Here is a 19,031-nt window from a genome sequence, read left to right on the forward strand (position 1 = left end):
TCGCTACGGTGGGTGCTGTGTGAGCCTGTGGAAAAGTCCGTCCACAGGGGCGTGACCGGCGGTTTTCGAGGAAGCATCCCGATTGGGGCGTCCAGGGCAGGACTCTGTTCGACTTGAGTGAGAATGATCCGCCGCGCATCATCGTCCTCGGGGTCTTCGGGTTCGGGGTCTTCGGGCCGGATCGGAGGCGGCTGTCAGGTGAAGCCCCGGTTGCCCGCGTCTCCCTGGACGGGGACCGTGAGGTGCCGGATGGGACCATGTCACTGCGGGCGTGGCACCAGCGAGGAGCGGGGCGGAGCGACTTGGGCGTGGCAGATGTGCGGCAGTCAGAGGTGAGCGGCGCCTTCGGGGCAGCGGGCGCGGACACCGCGAGGACGCGCTTCGCGCTCGTCAGGATCGGTCTGTGGCTGATGGCGGCCGTCCTCGCGGTGCGGCAGGTGGCCGCGGTCCTCAGGCTGCCGCCCGACGAGCGCCTCATCGACCTGGAGACCTGGGTCGGCTCCGAGGGCGTCCTGCATGTCAGCGGCTCCCTCTACGCTTCCGACCAGTTCACCGGCACCCCCTTCGCCGGGGTGGTGCTGAGACCGCTGACCCGGGCGGCCGAGGACGCGCTCGGCTGGGGCTGGACCTTCGGGACCCTGCTCCTGGTCGTCGTGGTGGCGCTGCTCGCCGCCCGCGCCCTGCCGCAGCCGGTGTCCCGGCGGACGGCGCTGCTCGCCCCGCCGTTCGCGATCTGCCTGCTGATGGTGTCGCTGCCGGTCCGCAACACCCTCTACCTCGGGCAGACGAGCGTGATCCCGGTGCTGCTCGTCCTGCTCGGCTGCTTCGCGGTGCGCGGGCAGCGGGCGAGCGGTGTCCTGGTCGGTGTCGCCGTCGCCCTCCAGCCGACCCTGCTGCTCTTCGCGGTGCTGCTGTGGTGCACCGAGCGCCGCCGGGCCGCCCTGACCACGGCGGCCACCTTCCTCGCCTGCACCCTGCTGGCCTGGGCGGCGCTGCCGAGCGACTCCTCGACGTACTGGTTCCACCACCTCGCGGGCGCGGGGCTCGGCGGTGATCCGGCCGCGCTCGCCAACCAGTCGCTGCACGGCGCCCTGCTGAGGCTCGGCCTCGACGGCCCGGTGGAGATCGCGCTCTTCCTGCTGCTCGCCGCGGCCGTCGCGGTCGCCGGTCTGCGCCGGGCGGTGCGCTACGCCCGCGACGGGCAGCTGCTGCTCGCCGTCGCGCTCACCGGCTGTGTGGCGGTCGCCGTCTCGCCGACCGCCTGGCAGCACCAGCTCCTGTGGCTGCTGCTCGCGGTCTCGGGCCGGATGGGGCGGCGGGACTCGGCGCGGCCGATGTGGCCGGTCGCCGTCGTCCTGGTGATGACCCTGCCCGCCTCGGTCCTGGTCCCCGACGATGTGATCCTCACCCCGATCCGGGAGAACCTCGTCCTGCTCGCGGTGGTCGCCGCCGCCTGTGTGCTGCCCTTCTTCTCGCGGGACTCCGTCTTCTACGCGCGGCCCATCCCCACCGACTCGGTGCCGCCGGGGCCCACCCGGTTCCGCCGGGTGCCGCTGCTGCCGGTGTGGCGCAAGGTGCTGACCCGCCCCAATCTGCTGCTCGAACTCGCCCTGATCCGGGTCGGCTACACCGCCTACTCCGAGATCCGGACCGTGGCGGCGGGCGGCCGGGACACCGCCGAGAGACACGGTGACCAGGTCTACTCGCTGGAGCAGTTCCTGCACATCGACGTCGAGCACTGGGTCAACCACGCGGTGGTGAAGGTCTCCTGGCTCCAGGACTTCTTCGACTTCTACTACACGACCTTCCACTTCTTCGTGCCGCTGGGCATCCTCGGTGTGCTCTACGCGCGGCGCCCGGTGGACTACCGCTGGGCCCGCTCCGCGCTCGGCTTCGGCACCCTGCTCGCGCTGGTCGGCTTCTGGCTCTACCCGCTCGCCCCGCCGCGGCTGATGCCCGACCTCGGCTTCATCGACACGGTGCACGGCGTCCAGGACTTCAGTCAGCCCGACTACGGCGCGCTCACCGCGCTCACCAACCAGTACGCCGCCATGCCCTCCCTGCACTTCGGCTGGTCGCTGTGGTGCGGCATCGTCATCGTCGCGCTCGCGCCGAAGTGGTGGATGAAGGCGCTGGGCACTTTGCACCCGCTGTTCACCATCTCCGCGATCGTGGCGACCGGAAACCACTGGATCCTGGACGCGGTCGGCGGCGCGGTCGTCATCGGCACCGGTTTCGGCCTCGTCCACCTGCTGTCCGGTCCGCGCCCGCGGACGATCCCCGCCTTCGCGGCGGCCGAGGACGCCCGGGCCACGGCACGCGCCTCGGCCCGCGAGCACGAACACGAACAGGGGCTCGGCGGGGCGGAGTCGGAGTCCGGGGCCGGGTCCGGCAGCAAGTCCGGCACGGACGGGTCCGGGTCCGGCAAGTCCGGTGCGGACAAGGCCGGTTCCGCCGACGGCGGCGACCACCCCGAGGCCCCGCCCGCACATGCCTCTCAGTCCGCGTAGCGGTTGCCCTGCAGTTCCAGTGCCCGCAGGACGGCCTCGGTGGCGAAGCGGTGCCCGGGGTCGGCGAGCCGGTCCCCGAAGTGCGAGTCGATGTTGCGCAGCCGGTAGCGGACGGTCTGCGGATGCACGCCGAGGAGGGAGCTGACCTGGTCGGCGGTGCCCCGGGTGGTCAGCCACACCCGCAGGGTCTCCACCAGGCGGTCGCGGCGGGAGGCGGGCAGCCCGTCCAGCGGGGCGAGTTCGAGGGCGGCGAGATGGGCGACGAGGGCCGGGTCGGAGAGCAGCCACAGGGTGGTGAGTTCGTCCCGGGCGAAGACCAGGGGGGAGTCCGCGATCATCTTGGACTCGACGAGTTCGAGGGTGCGGCGGGCCCAGCGCAGCGAGTCGGCGGCGTCCGCGAGGTCCACGGTCAGGCCGACGGCGGCGCGGGTGGCGCCGAGGGCGGACCCCAGGGATCTTCGCCGGTCCTCGTCGACCGGGCCCGGAATCAGCAGGTGGGGCTGGGGATAGCTCAGGTCGGAGAGGACATCGATGTCGAGATCGCCCTGGGCGAGGGTCAGCGGACCGCGCAGCGCGACCAGCGTGACCTGCTGCGGCAGCCGCCAGCCGGTCTGCTCGGCTAATTCGGTCAGCGCGCCCTGCGGCACCGGCCGCCCGGCGAGGATCAGGTGCAGCAGCCTGCGGCGGCGGGTCTCGTCGCGGGTGCCGTTGCGGGCCTGCGCCTCCATATAGCCGTCGCGGGAGAGGGCTTCGAGCTCGTCGACGTAGCTGAGGATCGCGTCCGCGAAGGACAGGATCAGCGCGGGGGAGAGGCTGTAGCGGCGGCCGAGCTTCTGGGCGCGGCGCAGCGCGAGCCGCGCGCCGAGCCGGTAGGCGCCCTGGAGGGATTCCAGGTTGCGGCCCTCGTAGGCCTCGAACCGGCCGAAGCCGCGGCAGAGTTCGTCGCGCAGCGAGGAGGTGGCGCTCGGCGAGGCCACCCGTTCGACGAAGACGGACAGGCTCTGCTCCACGCCGAAGCGGATGGACTCGCCGTAGGGGCCGTCCAGCAGGGCCGCGTACTCGGGATAGGCGCGGGTGACCTCCAGCCTGATCTCCTTGATCAGCGAGGGGAGTTCGGGCTGCAGGACCACGGCGAACTCGGTGGGGAGCGGGCGCAGGGCCTCGCCGCCGACGGCCGGTTCGATGGATCTGGGCATGTCTCTCCCTGGTTGCTCCGTCGTCCGGATCCAGACGATGTGGGGGGACCTGCGTGCCCGCGTACGGGCGGTGGGGGTGGGGCGCGATCCGTAGGGCGTGCGGCTGTTGAACATAGACGACGGTTACGGACAAGGACAGAGTCGTGACGCTGAGAGTTGTATCGAGCATGGACTGTGCGAGGCGGCGGCGGTAGGGTCCGCGACCGCCGCGGCGGGGGCGGCAGTTGCTCACCGGGCGACAAGAAGAATGCGGCGGGCCCTCAGGGAAAGACAAGAAGGCGACCCCGGGCAATCGCCCTTCTTGATTCTTTCGCGCATCACTTGCCGCCCTCGGTTACCCGCTCGTAGCGTCAACGGCGCAAGGTGCTCGCTCGGTTGATCAATGGGACTGGTCGGCCGATTCCGCGAAGTGCGCCGCACCGGGAATCCGGGGCTGTATTCGGCCCCGGATTCCCGGTGCGGCAGGAAATCCGGAAGGACTCGAATTCATGCACAAGCTTGCGCGCAGATTCGCCGTCGTGGCCGCCGCCGGCGGTTTCGCCCTCGGACTCACCGCCACCTCCGCCTCGGCCGGGGCCCAGGCCACCTGGACGGTCGCGCCGGGCGGCGCCATCACGGCCCACGCCGACGTTCCGACGCTGACGGTGCCCGCGGCCACCCTCACCTGCGACGGCTCCGACGCGACCGGCTCGGTCAAGAGCGGCTCGGGCCTGAACGGCGCCGGCATCGGCCAGATCGACTCGCTGACCTTCGACAACTGCGGCCTGGCCGGGATCAGTTTCGAGGTCACCGCCTCCGGCACGCCGTGGGCGCTCAACGTCTCCGGTGTGAACTCCGGCGACCCGGACCGCGTCGACGGCACCATCACCGGCATCACCGCCCACATCGAGGGCACCGGCTGCTCGGCCGACTTCAGCGGCGACGTCACCGGCTACTTCGACAACGCCACCAGCGAACTCGTGGTGGACGGCGGCGGCGACCTCACCGCCTCCAACGCCAACTGCCTCGGCCTGATCAACGACGGCGACGTGGCCTCCTTCGAGGCCGCCTACGCGGTCACCCCGGGCCAGACCATCACCCTGGACTGACCGCGGCACGGCAGCCACCACGCGGGGCCCGCCCGGGCGCGGGCCCCGCTCCCGGCAGGAGGGCAGGGCGAGTTGAGGCGTGTGACGGTGGAGCGGCGGCGGGCGGCGCGGCTGGCCTCGGCGGCGGCGGTCGTGCTGCTGACGGGACTGCTCGCGGGCCCCGGCGCGGCCTCGGAGGACGAGGTGGACGCGGCGGGCGCGGCGGACTACGACTGCCGGTTCGCCGGGGGTGAGCTGCGCGCCGAGACGGTCGTCGAGGCGCGGTTCCCCGCGGCCGCGGAGGCGGGCAGCCCGATCCGGCCGGAAGCGGTCTCGGTCGGGGTCACCCTGGACCCGGAGGAGGTCGCCGCGCTCTTCCCCGAGGACCCCGAACACCTCACCGGCACCGCCGAGTTGAGCGTCGAGGTGGCGCACGGCTCCGAGACGGCGACCGCGCGCTGGCAGGACCTCGGGGCCGGCGCCGAGGTGCGCCCCGGGCAGCCCCTCGTCCTCCGGCACACCGGCCCGGTGCCCTCGGTGACGGTGGGCTCCGCGGGCGAGGCGCGCTTCACCGCCGGGCGGCTCACCCTCGCCCTGACCGCCACCGGACCGGACCGCGCCGAGGCGCCGCCCACTCGCACCCTGGACTGCGCGGCGGCCCCCGGCGAGGACACCCGCCTCGCGACCGTACGGGTCACCGGACCCGGCGGGCCCACCGATCCGGCCACCGGTTCCGAGGCGCCCGGGACGGAGCCCACCGGCCGGCCCGAGGACGGGGACGGCATCGACGTGGACCCCGTGGAGCCCGCCGCCGGGGCCGAGTCCTGCCCGCCCGAACTGCCCACCGGCGAGATCGACTTCAGCGAGGCGCTGCCCCCGCCGGACTACGCGCCGCCGCCGGTCCCCGGCCGGGCCCCGGCCCACGGCTGCGCGTACGCCCTCGGCTACGCCGGCGTGAAGAAGCTGAACGGGGCGATGGTCATCAACGACCCGGAGCGGCAGCCCGCGGTCACCAATGTGATCGTCTCGCTGCAGACCCAGTCGGTGACCCGGCCGGACAACTACTCGCGGATCGACTCGCTGGCCTCCCTGGACCTGCCGGACGCCGAATCCACCTTCCTGACCTTCGGTTTCCAGCCGGTCACCGCGAAGGTCTCCTTCGAGAACGGCCCGCTCAGCATCTCCACCGGCAGCTACCGCCCGGCGGGCGGCACCCGCACGGACTTCGCCGTCATCGCCTTCCGGCAGTCGCTGCGCCTGCACGACGTGAAGGTCAACGGCACCCCGCTGGACGTCGGCCCCGACTGCCGTACGAAGGAGCCGTTCAAGGTGGTGCTGCGCGGCAAGGCCCCGGAGTACGCGAACGTCCTCACCGGCGGGCGGCTGCGCGGGGACATCGCCATCCCGGAGTTCAGCGGCTGCGGCACCGGCGGCGAGGACCTGGACCCGCTGTTCACCGCGGCGATCTCCGGACCCGGCAACCATGTCGAGTTCGCCCAGGAGAAGACCTGCACGCCCACCACGACGGCCTGGTGCCCCCCGGCCGTACCGCCGCTGCCCGCCATGGACCCCGAGCGCTGACTCTGCTCAGCGGCCGACAGCAGCGCCCGGGGTGCTTTGTCAGCCGATGACAAGAACCGCACCAACTTGCCTGAACGACGGGAAAGTTGCCGTTCGACCGCTTGTACTCGGCAGTAGGCCGGTCATACGGTTCCCGCGAACTGCCGCCCCGCACCGCTTCCCCGCGCCGCCTTTCCGTCTCGGCTCCGGCGCGCTTTCACCTAGCTCGCGTTCGTTTTCCAGTTCCTCGCTTTCAGTTCTTCGCTCAGCTTCTGTCGCGTACCACACAGGACCGGGAGGTGTGATGGGAATCGAAGTGGTCGTCGAGGGCCTCACCAAGTCCTTCGGGAAACAGGAAATCTGGCAGGACGTGTCACTCACCCTCCCGGCCGGAGAAGTCAGCGTCATGCTCGGACCCTCCGGCACCGGAAAGACCGTCTTTCTGAAATCCCTCATCGGGCTGCTCAAACCGGACCGGGGACGGGTGCTCATCAACGGTGTCGACATGGCGGGCGGAGCGGAACGCGACATCTACGAGACCCGGAAACTCTTCGGCCTGATGTTCCAGGACGGCGCCCTCTTCGGCTCCATGACCCTCTTCGACAACGTCGCCTTCCCGCTGCGCGAGCACACCCGCAAGAAGGAGTCGGAGATCCGCCGCATCGTCATGGAGCGGATGGAGGTCGTCGGGCTGCTGGGCGCCGAGGGCAAGCTGCCGGGCGAGATCTCCGGCGGGATGCGCAAGCGCGCCGGGCTCGCCCGCGCCCTGGTCCTGGACCCGCAGATCATCCTCATCGACGAACCCGACTCCGGCCTCGACCCGGTGCGCACCGCGCTGCTCTCGCAGCTGCTCATCGACCTCAACGCCGAGTTCGACGCGACCATGCTGATCGTCACCCACAACCTCGACATCGCTTCCACGGTGCCGGACAACATGGGCATGCTCTACCTGCGCCGCCTGGTCACCTTCGGCCCCCGGGAGGTCCTGCTCACCAGCGAGGAACCGGTGGTGGCGCAGTTCCTCAACGGCCGCCGCGAGGGCCCCATCGGGATGACCGAGGAGAAGGACTCCGCCACCCTCGCCCGGGAGGCCGCCGACGGCTTCGCCTCGGCCCCCCTCCCGCCGCTCGCCCCGCAGCTGGAGCCCTCCCCGGGACTCGGCCCCCGGCAGGCCGCCGAGCGCCGCCGCCGCCGGGTCCTCGCCCTGCTGGACCAGCTCCCGCCCGCCGCCCGCGCGGAGATCCGCAAGGCCTACGGGGCCACCGCGCCCGGCTGGGCAGGCACCGAGCAGGCCGCGCTCACCCCACCGCCCCCGCTGCCCACCCGGCGGAGCGGCACATGAGCGCCCCGCCGCGCACCCCCTCCCCGCTGCTCGGCCCGCTCCGGCAGACCGGCCGACTCTTCACCCTGGCGGCCGAGGTGTGCCGGGCGGCCTTCCGGCGGCCCTTCCAGTTCAGGGAGTTCATCGAGCAGTTCTGGTTCGTGGCCAGCGTCACCATCCTGCCCGCGGCCCTGGTCTCGATCCCCTTCGGCGCCGTGATCGCCCTCCAAGTCGGCTCCCTCACCCAGCAGTTGGGCGCCCAGTCCTTCACCGGCGGCGCCAGCGTCCTGGCCGTCATCCAGCAGGCGAGCCCGCTCATCGTGGCCCTGCTGATCTCCGGGGCCGGCGGCTCCGCGATCTGCGCCGACCTCGGCTCCCGCAAGATCCGCGAGGAGCTGGACGCCCTGGAGGTCATGGGCATCTCACCGGTGCAGCGGCTCGTGGTGCCCCGGGTGCTCGCGACCATGCTGGTGGCGGTGCTGCTCAACGGACTGGTCTCGGTGGTCGGCACCCTCGGCGGCTACTTCTTCAACGTGATCATGCAGGACGGCACCCCGGGCGCGTACCTCTCCAGCTTCTCCGCCCTCGCCCAGCTGCCCGACCTGTGGATCAGCGAACTCAAGGCGCTGATCTTCGGCTTCATCGCGGGCGTGGTCGCCGCCTACCGGGGGCTCAACCCGCGCGGCGGGCCCAAGGGCGTCGGGGACGCGGTCAACCAGTCCGTGGTCATCACCTTCCTGCTGCTCTTCTTCGTCAACACCGTGATGACCGGCCTCTACCTCCAGATCGTCCCGCCGAAGGGAGGCTGAGCGATGGCCTCCCCGCTCGCCTGGCTGGACCGCTCCGGCGAACAGTTCCTCTTCTACGCCCGCGCCCTGCTGTGGGTGCCGCGCACCCTGCGCCGCTACCTCAAGGAGGTCCAGCGGCTGCTCGCCGAGGTCGCCTTCGGCTCCGGCGGGCTCGGCGTCATCGGCGGCACCATCGGCGTGATGATCGCGATGACGCTGTTCACCGGCACCGTCGTCGGACTCCAGGGCTACGCCGCGCTCAACCAGATCGGCACCGCCGCCTTCACCGGCTTCGTCTCCGCCTACTTCAACACCCGCGAGATCGCGCCCCTCGTCGCGGGCCTCGCGCTCTCCGCGACCGTCGGCGCCGGATTCACCGCGCAGCTCGGGGCGATGCGGATCAACGAGGAGGTCGACGCCCTCGAAGGCATGGGGATCCGCAGCATGCCGTACCTGGTGACCACCCGGATCATCGCCGGAACCGTCGCGATCATCCCGCTCTACGCGATGGGCCTGCTCAGCTCCTATCTGGCCTCGCGCTGGGTGACGGTCTTCTTCAACGGGCAGTCCCGCGGCACCTACGACCACTACTTCCAGCTCTTCCTCTCGCCCTCCGACGTGCTGCTCTCCTTCCTGAAGGTCTTCGTCTTCAGCGTCCTGGTGATCCTCGCGCACTGCTACTACGGCTTCACCGCGGGCGGCGGACCCGCCGGGGTCGGGGTCGCCGTCGGGCGCTCGGTGCGCAACGCCATCGTGCTGATCTCGGTCACCGACTTCTTCCTCTCGCTCGCCCTCTGGGGCGCGACCACCACGGTGAAGGTGGCCGGATGAACGCCCGGGGCGCCCGGCGGCGGACCGCCGGAGTGGTCTTCCTGCTGGTGCCGGTGCTGCTGATCTGGCTCGCCGTCTCCGTCTACCAGAAGGACTTCGAGGACAGCGACGAGATCACCCTGCTCACCGGCAGCGTCGGCAACGAGCTGCACCGCGGCGCCGAGGTCAAGCTGCGCGGAGTCGTCGTCGGCGAGGTCCGCCGCATCGACGCCACCGCCACCGGCGCCCGGCTCACCCTCGCCATGCGGCCCGGCGCCCTGGACCAGGTCCCCGCCGGGGTCTCCGCGCAGATGCTGCCCACCACCCTCTTCGGCGAGCGCTTCGTGGCCCTGGTGCCCCCGGCCCGGCCCGCGGGCCGCACCCTCGCCGCCGGTGCCGTCATCCCACAGGACCGCTCCCGCAGCGCCGTCGAGCTCCAGGAGGTCCTCGACAACCTGCTGCCGACCCTGACCGCGGTGCAGCCGCACAAGCTCTCCGCGACCCTCACCGCGGTCTCCCGCGCGCTCTCGGGACGCGGCGGGGAACTCGGCACCACCCTCACCCGGCTCGACGCCCACCTGAAGAAGTTCAACCCCCAACTCCCGGCCCTCAACGAGGACTTGCGGCAGCTGGTGAAGGTCTCCGCGGTCTACGCGGACTCCGCGCCGGACATCGTGCGCGCCCTGGACGACCTCACCACCACCAGCTCCACCCTCGCCGAGCAGGAAGCCGCGCTCGCCGCGACCTACGACGGCACCACCCGGATGTCCGAGGACCTCACCGCCTTCCTGCGGCAGAACAAGGACACCATCATCCGGCTCGCCGCCACCGGCCGCCCCACCCTCGCACTCCTCGCCGAGTACGCCCCCTCCTTCCCCTGCACCCTGCGCACCCTCGCCCAGTTCGTGCCCGCCATGGACAAGGCCCTCGGCAAGGGCACCGACCGGCCGGGCCTGCACGTCTCCCTCACCACCGTGCCCTCCCGCGGCGCCTACCGGCCCGGCGCGGACACCCCCGTCTACGACTCCGGCGGCGGCCCGCACTGCTACCCGGTGCCCTACCTCAAGAGCCCGGTGCGCACCCCCGCCCTCGCCGAAGCCGCCGGGCAGGACCTCGGGCCCGCCAACTCCCCGCAGGAGAACGCCCTGGTCACCGAATTGCTCGCACCCACCGCGAAGAAGGGCGAGCAGCCCCTGCCCGACTGGAGCAGCCTGCTCGCCGGACCCCTCTACCGGGGCACGGAGGTGACGGTGGAATGAGACGCGCCTCACTGGCCGGGCCGCTGGTCAAATCCCTCGTCTTCGTCCTCGTCACCTCGCTGACCACCGCCGTCCTCGCGCTGAGCATCGCCGGCGGCCCGGTCGGCGACTCGGTCACCTACAAGGCGCGCTTCACCGACACCACCGGGCTGATCGAGGGCGACAGCGTGCGCATCGCGGGCGTCAAGGTCGGCCAGGTCGAGGACATCGAGATCGTCGACCGGCGCCTCGCCCAGGTCACCTTCAGCGTCCGCGAGGACCACCGCCTGCCCGCCTTTGTCACCGCCTCCGTGAAGTACCTCAACATGGTCGGCCAGCGCTACGTCTCCCTGGAGCGCGGCAGCGGACCCGTCGGCCGCACCCTGCCCGCCGGGCGGACCATCCCGCTCGGCCGCACCCACCCCGCCCTCGACCTCACCCTCCTCTTCAACGGCTTCAAACCGCTCTTCGAAGGCCTCTCCCCGAAGGACGTCAACGCACTCGCCGGCTCCCTCGTCCAGGTGCTCCAAGGCGAGGGCGGCACCGTCGACAGCCTGCTCACCCACGTCGGCTCGCTGACCACCACGGTCGCCGCCAAGGACAAGGTGATCGGCGAGGTGGTGCGCAACCTCGACACCGTCCTGGACACCGTCAACTCCCGGGAATCCGGCTTCGAGGACCTGGTGGACACGCTGAAGGAACTGGTCAGCGGATTCGCCGGGGACCGCAAGCCGCTCGGCGAGGCCGTCAGCGCCATGGACGAACTGACCACCACCACCGCGGGACTGCTCGGCGAGGGCCGCGCCCCGCTGAAGAAGGACATCACCGCACTCGGACGGCTCTCCCGCAACCTCGGCGAGGGCAGCACCCAGCTCACCGACTTCCTCCAGCGCAGCCCCGAGAAGCTGACCACCCTCAGCAGGCTCGCCTCGTACGGCTCCTGGCTGAACCTCTACCTCTGCGAGGCGCGCGTGAGCGGCGTCGAGACCTCCGACGGTTCGAAGCCGCCCACCGGCATCCCCGTCACCGAAGAGAGGTGCGGGGCATGAAGTGGCCCTCCCGGCACCGCGATCCGGACCGCCGCCCGCGCGGCCCCCTGTTCACCCCCCTGCGGCACCGCGACCCGGTCGGCGTCGCCCTCGTCGGACTGCTGCTGCTCGCCCTGATCGGCGCCGCCGCCGTCAACGTCGACAGGCTGCCCCTGCTCGGCGGCGGCACCGAGTACACCGCCTCCTTCCGCGAGGCCGCCGGGCTCGCCGAGGGGGACGAGGTCCGCATCGCCGGGGTGAAGGCGGGCCGGGTCACCTCGGTCGGCCTCGACGGCGCCACCGTCCGGGTGCGCTTCACGGTGAAGGACACCTGGGTCGGCGACGCCTCCACCGCCGCCATCGCCCTCAAGACCCTGCTCGGCGACAAGTACCTCGCCCTCGACCCGCTCGGCACCGGCCCCCAGGACCCCGGCCGCCGCATCCCGCTGAGCCGCACCACCTCCCCGTACGACGTCACCGAGGCCTTCGGGGACCTCAGCGGCACCCTCGACGAGATCGACACCCGGCAGCTCGCGAAGAGCTTCGAGACCATCTCGCGGACCTTCGCGGACTCGCCGCCCGAGGTGCGCCGCGCCGTCAGCGGACTCTCCGCGCTCTCCCGCACCCTCTCCTCACGCGACGCCGCGCTCGCGAAGCTGCTGCGCGGCAGCAACCGCCTCACCAAGACCCTCGACCAGAAGAAGAGCAGCTTCGAGACCCTCATCGACGACGGCGGCGACCTGCTCGGCGAACTCAAGGCCCGGCGCGCCGCCATCAAGGGCCTGCTGCGCGGCACCCGCGCCCTCGGCACCGAACTCGGCGGACTCGTCGACGACAACAGCAAGGAACTCGGCCCCACCCTCAAGGCGCTCGGCCGGGTCACCGAGGTCCTGGTCGACAACCGCGAGGGCCTGGACCGCACCCTCGCCGCCGTCGGCCCCTACTACCGGCTCGTCGGCAACACCCTCGGCAACGGCCGCTGGTTCGACAGCTACCTGTGCGGAGTCGTCCCGGGGAACTACCTGCCCGAGGGCTCCGGACCCGCCGAGGGCTGCATGCCGCCGAAGCAGCAGGCCGCCACGGAAAGGGGAGACCGGTGACCGCGGAACGGATCACCCGCCGCCGGATCGTGATCGGCACCCTCGTCCTCGCCCTGCTCGCCGCGGGCTCACTGGCCGGACTCGGCGTCCTCGACCGCGGCGGCGAGCGCCACCTCACCGCCTACTTCACCCGCTCCGTCGGCCTCTACGAAGGCTCCGACCTGCGCATCCTCGGAGTACGCGTCGGCTCGGTCACCGGAGTGCACCCCGAGGGCAGACAGGTGCGCGTCGAACTCGCCGTGGACGCAGGGGTGAAGGTGCCCGCCGGGGCGCGCGCGGTGATCGTCGCGCCCAGCGTGGTCGCCGACCGCTACGTCCAGCTCACCCCCGCCTGGACCAAGGGCCCCCAGCTGAAGGACGGCGCCACCCTCGCCGCCGCCCGCAACGCCACCCCGGTCGAGGTCGACCAGCTCTACGAGTCGGTCACCGAACTCAGCAGGATCCTCGGCCCCGAGGGCGCCAACAAGGACGGCGCGCTCTCCGAGCTCCTGGACACCGGGGCCGCCAACCTCGACGGCAACGGCGAGGCCATCGGCGACTCCCTGGAGCAGTTCGGCAAGGCCGCCAAGACCCTCGACGGCAGCAGCAAGGACCTCTTCGCCACCCTCACCCAACTCCAGCGCCTGACCACCCTGCTGAAGAAGAAGGACGGCGGCGTGCGCCGGGCACAGGAGTCGCTCGGCGACGTCACCCGCTTCCTCGGCGACAACAGGAACGACCTCTCCGGCGCGCTGCGCGAACTCGGCAAGGCCCTCGGCAAGGTGAAGACCTTCATCGACGACCACCGCGGCGAACTGAAGAAGAACGTCGACCGCCTCGTCCCGGTCACCCAGGCCCTCGTCGACCAGCGCCGCTCCCTGGCCGAGGCCCTGGACACCGCCCCGCTCGCCGCCGGGAACCTCCTGAACGCCTACAACCCCGAGCACCGCACCCTCGACGGCCGCGCGAACCTCAACGAACTCAGCATGGGCGGCCCCCTGCTGCCCTTCCCGGCCGTCGGCGCCGCACAGCCGAAGGGAGGAGGGCGATGAAGCCCGGCCTGAAGCGGCTGCGCCTGATGAGCGCCCCCGTCGCCGCCCTGCTCGCGCTCGCCCTCGGCTTCACCCTCGCGGTCGGCGGCTGCTCCGCCACCGGCGGCCTCGGCTTCGACGGCATCGAGGACCTGCCGCTGCCCGGCGGCGCCGACCTCGGCGACCACCCCTACGAGATCACCGCCGAGATCGCCGACGTCCTCAGCCTGGTCCCGCAGTCCGCGGTGAAGGTCAACGACGTCGCCGTCGGCCGCGTCACCCGTATCGACCTCGCCGAGAACTCCTGGACGGCCCGGGTACGGATGCGGATCAACGGCACGGTACGGCTGCCCGCCGGCTCCGGGGCCCGCGTCGAGCAGTCCAGCCTCCTCGGCGAGAAGTACGTCCAACTCCTCGCCCCCGGTGGGAAGAAGAGCGGAACCGCCGGGCGGCCCACCCCGGCCGCGCTCCGGCCCGGCGCCGTCATCCCGCTCTCCCGCACCGGCCGCAACACCGAGGTCGAAGAGGTCTTCGGCGCGCTCTCCCTGCTGCTCAACGGCGGCGGCGTCAACCAGCTGAGGACCATCACCACCGAACTCAACAAGGCCCTCGGCGGCCGGGAACCCGAGATCCGCTCCCTGCTCCGGCGGGTCGACACCCTCGTCACCGAACTGGACGAGAACCGCGGGGCGATCACCGGCGCCCTGGACGGCGTCAACAAGCTCTCCGCCCGCCTCGCCACCCGCAAGGAGGCCGTCGGCAAGGTCCTCACCGACCTCTCGCCCGGCCTCAAGACCCTGGAGAAGCAGCGGGGCGCGCTGATGACGATGCTGCGCTCCCTCGACACCCTCTCCACGGTCGCCACCGACACCGTCGACCGCTCCAAGGACGACATGGTCGCCGACCTGAAGGCCCTCGCCCCCGTCCTCGGCAGGCTCGCCGACTCCGGCAAGGACCTCCCCGACTCCCTCCAGGTCCTGCTCACCTACCCCTTCACCGACGAGGTGCTGCGCGGCGTCAAGGGCGACTACCTCAACATCTACCTCGACATGACCGCCGTCCCCGGCACCACCGTCATCCCCCCGGTCCTCGGCCCCTCGCCCACCCCCTCGGCGGGCGCACGCGGCCCCGGAGCCCGGCCCCCGGCCACCGGGGAGAGAAGGAGGGCCACGGGCACCCCGCTCCCGCTGCCCTCGGTCACCGCCCCCTCCGCCTCGGCGCCCACCGCCTCCGGGACCCCGGCCGCCTCCCCGGGAGGTACCCGCTGATGCTGACCCTCTCCACCCACCTCAAGAACCTCGCCTTCCTCCTCGTCGGGAGCCTGGTGCTCGCCTTCGTCGGCATCAGGTACGCCGACCTCGGCCGCTTCGCCGGGGTGGCCGACTACTACAGGGTCACCGTCCAACTCCCGCGCACCGGTGGCCTGTTCACCCACTCCGACGTCACCTACCGGGGCGTCTCGGTGGGCCGGGTCGGACCCCTCTCGCTCACCGGCGAAGGCGTCGAGGCCGAACTGCGGATCAGGAAGTCCGCCCCGAGGATCCCCTCCGGCACCCGCGCCGTGGTGGCCGGCCTCTCCGCCGTCGGCGAGCAGTACATCGACCTCCAGCCCGACCGCGAGGGCGGCCCCTACCTCACCGACGGGGCCGAGATCGACCAGCGGTCGACGAAGGTCCCGGCCCCGGTCACCGACGTACTCAGCAGCGTGAACGCGCTGACCCGGTCGGTGCCGCTGGAATCCCTGCGGACCGTCGTCGAGGAATTCGGCAAGGCCTTCGAGGGCCGCGGCGACGACCTCCAGGTCCTCCTCGACAACAGCGCCGACTTCGTCGAGGCCGCCGACGAGAACCTGCCCGCCACCACCCGGCTCCTCCAGGACGGCCGGACCGTGCTGCGCACCCAGGCCGAAGAGGCCCGCGCCATACGGGACTTCGCCACCGGCGCCCGCGATCTGAACGCCGCGCTCAAGGGCTCCGACGCCGACCTGCGCAAGCTGATCCAGGCCGCACCCGAGGCCGCCACCCAGGTCAGCGGGGTGCTGCGCGACCTCGACCCCAGCCTCGGCGTGGTCCTCGCCAATCTGCTCACCACCTCCGAGGTCGCCGTGACCCGGCAGCGCGGCACCGAGGAGTTCCTGGTCAAGGTGCCCGCCGTGGTCGCCGCCGGGGCCACCGCCATCGACGGCGGGAAGGCCGACTTCGGCATGTCGGTCACCTTCTTCCAACCGCTGCCCTGCACCGAGGGCTACGGCGCCACCCGCTACCGCAACGGCCTCGACCTCGGCACCGCCCCACCCCTCAACTCCGGCGCCGCCTGCACCACTTCGGCGTCGAGCGGGGTCAATGTCCGCGGCTCCGCGCAGGCACCCGGCGGGGGCGCGGTACCCGACCCGGCGAAGCCCGGCTCGCTGCCCTCCGGGGCCCGCGCGGACGCCGACCCCCGCCAGGCCAGCGCCCGGCTGCCCGGCGCCCTCGGCCTCCCGGCCAGCCCGCACAGCCCCACCGACCTGGCCGGACTCCTCGGCATGGACCTGCTCGACAAGCCTTCCCAGGGGGACGAGCGATGAGCCCGAACCGCCCGCGCACACTCCTCGCCGCGAGCGCCCTCGCCCTCGCCCTGCTCTTCAGCGGCTACGCCACCTGGTCCTACGCCGAGGCCCGCACCGACGACTCCGCCGCCTACTCCCGGACCCGCGACACCGTCCTCGACCGGGGCCGCACCGGCATCACCACGCTCACCTCCCTCGACGCCCGCACCCGGCGGTCCGCCGAAGCGGGACTGCGCGCCTGGCGGTCCGCCTCCACCGGAGCCCTGCGCACCGAACTCGCCCGCTCCCGGCCCGAGATGGGCACCCTCACCCGCTCCACGGTCACCGAGGCCGCGGTCACCGCCCTCGACACCCGCGCGGGCACCGCCAAGCTGCTCGCCACGGTGCGCGTGGACGTCACCCGGGCCGAGGGAGAACAGCCCGGCAGCGACCGCAAACGCCTGGAGGCCGTCCTCACCCGCACCGGCCAGGGCTGGAAGCTCAAGGCGCTGGGCGCGGTACCCGTCGGCGCAGCCGGGAGGAAGTGAACCATGGCGATCGAGGAGAGCACCCGAGAGGCGGCGGCGGACGACACCGCACCGGAAGTGCCGAACGCGCCGGACACCGGGCCGGACGCCGAGTCGGACACCGGGCCGGTGGCGGGCATCGCGGTCCCGGCCGCCAGCGAGGGCGAACGGCCGCCCCTGCCGCGGTGGTTGATCGCCGCCCTGGCCGGGGCACTGGTCCTGGTGCTCGCCGGTGCGGGGCTCCTGGTGGCGGCCCACCAGGAACGCACCGGCGCCGCCGGGAACAAGGCGCTCACCGACCGCCGGGCCACCGCCCAGGTGACCGGCGAGGTCAGCAGCGCCCTGGCGAAGATCTTCTCCTACACCCCGAAGGGCACCGCGGCCACCGAACGCTCCGCCCGCGAGGTCCTCGGCGGCAAGGCGGCCGGACAGTACGAGGAGCTGTTCGGGAAGCTGCGGGCCCGGGTCGCCGAGCAGCGGATCACCCTGACCACCGAGGTCGTACGTGCCGGGGTGGCGCACCTCGACGGCGGCAGCGCCCAACTCCTCGTCTATCTGGACCAGTCGGCACGGCGCGGCAAGGAGAAGCCGTCCCACGCGGCCGCCCAGCTCGCGGTGACCGCCCGGCTCCAGGAGGGGCAGTGGCGCATCGTCGACCTGGCAGCCCGCTGAGTACGCGCGGAACAGACCACGAACACAGGGGAGTTGGGGCATGACACGGCCGATCGCACACCCGCTGCTCCTGGCGGCGGTGCTGCTCACCCTGCTCGCGGGCTCGCTCGCCGCCTGGGCGGGCTGGTCCTGGTACGGGGCGGCACACGAGGACTCCGGCGGCTACGCGGCCGAGCGGGACGAGGTGCTCGCCGCCGGGGAGCAGGCGGTGCAGAACCTCAACACCCTCGACCACCGCAGGCTCTCCGGCGGGCTCGACCTGTGGGAGCAGTCGACCACCGGCGAACTGCACGAGCAACTCGTCGGCGGGCGCGCGGACTTCGAGAAGCAGGTCGAGCAGGCGAAGACCGTCACCACCGCCCGGGTGCTGTCCGGAGCCGTCACCGAACTCGACGACCGGGCGGGCAAGGCGCGCGTCCTCATCGCGCTGCGCGTCACGGTCCGCGCCCCGGAGGGCGAACCGAGCGACAAGGACAGCCGCATGGTCGGCGAACTCACCCGCACCGCGGGCGACTGGAAACTGAGCGCGCTCGGCCAGGCCCCGGTCGGCGACACCGCGACCGGCTGAACCGGCGACCCGGGAGGACCGCAAGGATGTCGACAACCCGCCACCACCTCAACCGGCAGCGCCGCCTCAGCGCCGCCCGCACCGCCCGCGCCGAGACCCCGCCCACCCGCTCGGCTGCCTCGGCCTCGGCCTCGGCCACCGCCCCGGGCGCCCTCGGCACCCTGCCCGCGCCGGGGGCGCCGGGGGCGGATCCGGACCAGGCCGACGACTCGCGGTCGCGGGCGGCGGGCCCACAGGGGGAGCCGCCACCGGAGCCAGGGGAGTCGCCGTCGGAGACAGGGGAGCCGGGGCCGGAGGCAGAGGCCCCGCAGGGGGAGGAGCCTCGGCCGAAGTCGAAGTTGGAGTCAGGCTCGGAGTCGGAGTCGGAGTCGGAGTCGGAGGAGCCGGGGCCGGAACCGGGGAAGCCCGCCGCGCCCGCCGCCGCTGCCCCCGCCCGCACCCCGCGCCTCCTGCTCGCCGTCCTCGGCATCCTCACCCTCCTCCTCGGCGCCTTCGCAGGCCTCGGCTTCAGCCGCTCGGCCGCCCTGGAGGACGACCCGGCCACCCGCAACACGGCCCTCACCGACCTCGCCCGCACCAGCGAGGTCAAGGGCACGGTCGGCGAGCTGGTCGGGGCCCTGTTCTCGTACGACTACGCGGACCAGGACAAGGCGGCCGAGGCGGCGGCAACTCTGCTGACCGGCAAGGCGGTCGACCAGCACCGCGCACTGCTCGCGGACGTCAGAGCCCAGGCGCCGAAGCAGAAGCTGGTGCTCACCACGACCGTGACCGACAGCGCGGTGGAGCGCATCGAGGGCGACCGGGCCAGGGTCCTGGTCTACGCGGACCAGGCCAGCGTCAGCACGGCGGGCGAGCCCGCGAAGAGCAAGCCGAAGAAGCAGAGCGGAAAGGACGGGCAGCGGGACGCGAAGGGCGGCAAGGACGCAGCGGGCGCCGACTCCACTGAGGGCGGGGCGAGTTACGCGGGCGCGGTGTTCACGCTCGACCTCCTCCACAAGGACGGCCGCTGGCTGGTCTCCGGCATCGACACCTTCGGCTCCTGAGCCGCCTGCGTCCACGCCACCCGGCGCCGACCTCCCCACTCCCCAACTCCCCAACGCCCGCAGCCT

At 72.5% G+C, this 19,031-nt stretch carries 17 protein-coding genes; 16 read left to right on the top strand and 1 reads right to left on the bottom strand.

The features are described 5' to 3' along the window. The first annotated feature begins 257 nt into the window (after nucleotides 1-257). Nucleotides 258-2,510, top strand: a complete 2,253-nt coding sequence (locus MID12_RS24520) for a bifunctional glycosyltransferase 87/phosphatase PAP2 family protein (RefSeq protein ID WP_411577001.1) — start codon at nucleotides 258-260, stop codon at nucleotides 2,508-2,510. On the opposite strand, the gene MID12_RS24525 is transcribed toward MID12_RS24520, so the two are convergent. Beyond that, nucleotides 2,498-3,706, bottom strand: a complete 1,209-nt coding sequence (locus MID12_RS24525) for a helix-turn-helix domain-containing protein (RefSeq protein WP_263170772.1) — start codon at nucleotides 3,704-3,706, stop codon at nucleotides 2,498-2,500. The two genes, MID12_RS24520 and MID12_RS24525, sit on opposite strands and share 13 nt — an antisense overlap. Before the next feature lie 488 nt (nucleotides 3,707-4,194). On the opposite strand from MID12_RS24525, the gene MID12_RS24530 reads away from it, so the two are divergent. The 15 genes from MID12_RS24530 to MID12_RS24600 all read left to right on the top strand — a co-directional run bounded on the left by MID12_RS24530 (nucleotide 4,195) and on the right by MID12_RS24600 (nucleotide 18,965). Then, the gene (locus MID12_RS24530) at nucleotides 4,195-4,794 is read left to right on the top strand and encodes a hypothetical protein (protein ID WP_040253987.1); all 600 of its coding nucleotides are present in this window, start codon (nucleotides 4,195-4,197) and stop codon (nucleotides 4,792-4,794) included. Between the two features lie 81 nt (nucleotides 4,795-4,875). Then, entirely contained in the window at nucleotides 4,876-6,354 is a 1,479-nt protein-coding gene (locus tag MID12_RS24535; RefSeq protein WP_317633426.1) for a DUF6801 domain-containing protein, read from the top strand. A gap of 283 nt (nucleotides 6,355-6,637) precedes the next feature. After that, nucleotides 6,638-7,675: an ABC transporter ATP-binding protein gene (locus MID12_RS24540; protein ID WP_078845224.1), complete on the top strand. Its 1,038-nt coding sequence runs from the start codon at nucleotides 6,638-6,640 to the stop codon at nucleotides 7,673-7,675. Continuing rightward, nucleotides 7,672-8,463, top strand: coding sequence for an MlaE family ABC transporter permease (locus MID12_RS24545; RefSeq protein WP_040253991.1), 792 nt, complete (start codon nucleotides 7,672-7,674; stop codon nucleotides 8,461-8,463). The genes MID12_RS24540 and MID12_RS24545 overlap by 4 nt, the downstream gene beginning before the upstream one ends. 3 nt (nucleotides 8,464-8,466) lie before the next feature. Next, a complete protein-coding gene (locus MID12_RS24550) occupies nucleotides 8,467-9,273 on the top strand; it encodes an MlaE family ABC transporter permease (protein ID WP_040253993.1) in 807 nt (268 codons plus the stop codon). Beyond that, complete coding sequence (locus tag MID12_RS24555) at nucleotides 9,270-10,511, top strand: MCE family protein (RefSeq protein WP_263170778.1); 1,242 nt, start codon at nucleotides 9,270-9,272, stop codon at nucleotides 10,509-10,511. The genes MID12_RS24550 and MID12_RS24555 overlap by 4 nt, the downstream gene beginning before the upstream one ends. After that, a complete protein-coding gene (locus MID12_RS24560; RefSeq protein ID WP_263170780.1) occupies nucleotides 10,508-11,539 on the top strand; it encodes an MCE family protein in 1,032 nt (343 codons plus the stop codon). Before MID12_RS24555 ends, MID12_RS24560 begins: the two co-directional genes overlap by 4 nt. Next, nucleotides 11,536-12,618 carry an MCE family protein gene (locus MID12_RS24565; protein ID WP_263170782.1) on the top strand — a complete coding sequence of 361 codons (1,083 nt, stop codon included), beginning with the start codon at nucleotides 11,536-11,538 and terminating at the stop codon, nucleotides 12,616-12,618. Before MID12_RS24560 ends, MID12_RS24565 begins: the two co-directional genes overlap by 4 nt. A gap of 11 nt (nucleotides 12,619-12,629) precedes the next feature. Beyond that, nucleotides 12,630-13,649, top strand: coding sequence for an MCE family protein (locus tag MID12_RS24570; protein WP_263173431.1), 1,020 nt, complete (start codon nucleotides 12,630-12,632; stop codon nucleotides 13,647-13,649). Next, entirely contained in the window at nucleotides 13,646-14,896 is a 1,251-nt protein-coding gene (locus MID12_RS24575) for an MCE family protein (RefSeq protein ID WP_263170784.1), read from the top strand. The genes MID12_RS24570 and MID12_RS24575 overlap by 4 nt, the downstream gene beginning before the upstream one ends. Beyond that, complete coding sequence (locus MID12_RS24580; RefSeq protein WP_263170786.1) at nucleotides 14,896-16,194, top strand: MlaD family protein; 1,299 nt, start codon at nucleotides 14,896-14,898, stop codon at nucleotides 16,192-16,194. Before MID12_RS24575 ends, MID12_RS24580 begins: the two co-directional genes overlap by 1 nt. Continuing rightward, nucleotides 16,191-16,703: a hypothetical protein gene (locus MID12_RS24585; RefSeq protein ID WP_263170788.1), complete on the top strand. Its 513-nt coding sequence runs from the start codon at nucleotides 16,191-16,193 to the stop codon at nucleotides 16,701-16,703. Before MID12_RS24580 ends, MID12_RS24585 begins: the two co-directional genes overlap by 4 nt. Nucleotides 16,704-16,706: 3 nt before the next feature. Then, nucleotides 16,707-17,354 carry a hypothetical protein gene (locus tag MID12_RS24590; RefSeq protein WP_263170789.1) on the top strand — a complete coding sequence of 216 codons (648 nt, stop codon included), beginning with the start codon at nucleotides 16,707-16,709 and terminating at the stop codon, nucleotides 17,352-17,354. 40 nt (nucleotides 17,355-17,394) lie between these two features. Further along, a complete protein-coding gene (locus MID12_RS24595; RefSeq protein ID WP_168540644.1) occupies nucleotides 17,395-17,922 on the top strand; it encodes a hypothetical protein in 528 nt (175 codons plus the stop codon). A 26-nt stretch (nucleotides 17,923-17,948) separates the two neighbouring features. Further along, a complete protein-coding gene (locus tag MID12_RS24600; protein WP_263170793.1) occupies nucleotides 17,949-18,965 on the top strand; it encodes a hypothetical protein in 1,017 nt (338 codons plus the stop codon). Nucleotides 18,966-19,031: the final 66 nt, after the last annotated feature.

Origin of the sequence: Streptomyces sp. SCSIO ZS0520, assembly GCF_025643355.1 — a bacterium.
GTDB lineage: Bacteria > Actinomycetota > Actinomycetes > Streptomycetales > Streptomycetaceae > Streptomyces > Streptomyces physcomitrii.

Coding starts and splice junctions, on each gene's coding strand:
- MID12_RS24520 (WP_411577001.1), top strand. CDS start 258: ATGTCACTGCGGGCGTGGCACCAGCGAGGAGCGGGGCGGAGCGACTTG.
- MID12_RS24525 (WP_263170772.1), bottom strand. CDS start 3,706: ATGCCCAGATCCATCGAACCGGCCGTCGGCGGCGAGGCCCTGCGCCCG.
- MID12_RS24530 (WP_040253987.1), top strand. CDS start 4,195: ATGCACAAGCTTGCGCGCAGATTCGCCGTCGTGGCCGCCGCCGGCGGT.
- MID12_RS24540 (WP_078845224.1), top strand. CDS start 6,638: ATGGGAATCGAAGTGGTCGTCGAGGGCCTCACCAAGTCCTTCGGGAAA.
- MID12_RS24545 (WP_040253991.1), top strand. CDS start 7,672: ATGAGCGCCCCGCCGCGCACCCCCTCCCCGCTGCTCGGCCCGCTCCGG.
- MID12_RS24550 (WP_040253993.1), top strand. CDS start 8,467: ATGGCCTCCCCGCTCGCCTGGCTGGACCGCTCCGGCGAACAGTTCCTC.
- MID12_RS24555 (WP_263170778.1), top strand. CDS start 9,270: ATGAACGCCCGGGGCGCCCGGCGGCGGACCGCCGGAGTGGTCTTCCTG.
- MID12_RS24560 (WP_263170780.1), top strand. CDS start 10,508: ATGAGACGCGCCTCACTGGCCGGGCCGCTGGTCAAATCCCTCGTCTTC.
- MID12_RS24565 (WP_263170782.1), top strand. CDS start 11,536: ATGAAGTGGCCCTCCCGGCACCGCGATCCGGACCGCCGCCCGCGCGGC.
- MID12_RS24575 (WP_263170784.1), top strand. CDS start 13,646: ATGAAGCCCGGCCTGAAGCGGCTGCGCCTGATGAGCGCCCCCGTCGCC.
- MID12_RS24580 (WP_263170786.1), top strand. CDS start 14,896: ATGCTGACCCTCTCCACCCACCTCAAGAACCTCGCCTTCCTCCTCGTC.
- MID12_RS24585 (WP_263170788.1), top strand. CDS start 16,191: ATGAGCCCGAACCGCCCGCGCACACTCCTCGCCGCGAGCGCCCTCGCC.
- MID12_RS24590 (WP_263170789.1), top strand. CDS start 16,707: ATGGCGATCGAGGAGAGCACCCGAGAGGCGGCGGCGGACGACACCGCA.
- MID12_RS24595 (WP_168540644.1), top strand. CDS start 17,395: ATGACACGGCCGATCGCACACCCGCTGCTCCTGGCGGCGGTGCTGCTC.
- MID12_RS24600 (WP_263170793.1), top strand. CDS start 17,949: ATGTCGACAACCCGCCACCACCTCAACCGGCAGCGCCGCCTCAGCGCC.